Source organism: uncultured Campylobacter sp., assembly GCF_937997405.1.
Lineage (GTDB): Bacteria > Campylobacterota > Campylobacteria > Campylobacterales > Campylobacteraceae > Campylobacter_B.
This window is the reverse complement of sequence record NZ_CALKTL010000154.1, coordinates 1-1,511: the sequence shown is the minus strand read 5'-3', so window position 1 is coordinate 1,511 and position 1,511 is coordinate 1. Positions and strand designations below refer to the sequence as shown.

The following is a 1,511-nucleotide window of genomic DNA, read 5'->3' as shown; positions in this document are numbered from 1 at the left end:
AAGGAAGCGTTAGAGCAGCGCATCGCCGAATTATCCTGACGAAACCGCTAGCGTCGCCAGCAGCATCGCCACGCTGCCGCGGATCGGGATGCCTAAAAGAACCTGCCCGTAAACGAGCGTCATCGCGCCGCCTAAAAGCGCCAGGAAATAATACGCGCCGACCTTGGCAGTGACGATCTCAAGCGCGCTTGCATTGGAGTTGTAAAGCGAGGCGATCGTGCCGCGATCCCATTCGCGCGAGATCACGACTGCGACCATAAATAGGCAGATGAGCCCCAAAATCCCCACGTACTCGGCAGATACGAGATACCACGTCGATTCGTTGGCTTCGTTGAACCAGCTGCGATAGTTCACGCTGACGGGCTTTGCTGCGGCGTTTAAATTTGCGTTTAAAAAGCCGTAATCTTGCGCCAAAACCTGCTCGATCACGCCTGCGACGTAAACGTAACTAAGAAGCGCAAGCTGCGACTGGGTGGCATTTTGGATAAGAAAAATTTCAGCGCCGTCTTTATTCGAGCCGCTCGCGCCGCCTCCTGCACCATTTGAGCCGCCTACATTACTTGAGCTGCCGTCGTTATTTACAGCGCCGCCCGCGCTGCGAGCGCTGTTAGCGGAAGGGCTTGCATTGACGCCGCCGTTCGTATTTTGGAGATCGTCTGCTCCGCCCATGAGGCCCGTATTCGTATCGCCTGCGCCGCCGATTAAATTTGCGCTGCCTTGATCTGCGCCTATGTCGCTTGCGCCGCTACTAGAATTTGCAGTCGCGCTGCTTGAATTTACTCCGCTGCCGCCCGCTTCTGAGCCATTGCCGTATGAGCCCTCCCCTCTTGCGCCGGTACCGCCTGCAGAGGTGTTTATGCCGCTCTCCGTGCTAGTGCCAGCGCCGCCGTCCTCAAGCGGACGGACATTGGCTCCGCCGTTCATATTCTGAATATCGCTTGTGCCGCGCGTGGAGGAGCTTTCATCGCCAGAGAGGTTCAAATTTACGCCGCCGCCCGCGCCGCCGAGTCCGCCCAAAGTGTTTTGAAATTTCGCCGCAAATCGCGGATCAAAATACAAAATGCTCTCGATCTCGTGCGCCTTAAAATCTCTCCTCGCGCTCTCTAAATCCGTATAGACGCGGGTTTGCAGGTATTTTGAGCCCAAAAATCCGCCGAGTAGATCCCGCTCGATTTTGGAGCCCAGATCGCTTACGAAGCCCACTTTGACGGGCTTTATGTCCATCCGCATCGCGTATCCGTAGATCATGACCAAAATTAGCGGCATCAAAAACGCGATCACAAGCGCCGATCGATCCTTTGCAATCTGCGCGAACTCCTTTTTTACAAGGATTTTTAAAAAGGTAAAGTTCATCCGCCCTGCCCCTGTGCTCGGATTTTGCGGCACTGCGCCGCGCGCGACGAGCCTTTAAATTTTGATCTCACAAATGCGGACCGCCGTCGCTCTGCATCGGAAAGGGCAGTCCCATCGCGGCCATCACGAGCGCTGGCCACACGCTTCTCAGCGCGACG

Annotated in this window: 1 protein-coding gene; it reads right to left on the bottom strand. The window is 55.9% G+C overall.

The annotated features are described in order from the left end of the window. Window positions 1–30 precede the first annotated feature (30 nt). Window positions 31–1,353 carry an ABC transporter permease gene (locus Q0372_RS08355; RefSeq protein WP_298104803.1) on the bottom strand — a complete coding sequence of 441 codons (1,323 nt, stop codon included), beginning with the start codon at window positions 1,351–1,353 and terminating at the stop codon, window positions 31–33. Window positions 1,354–1,511: the final 158 nt, after the last annotated feature.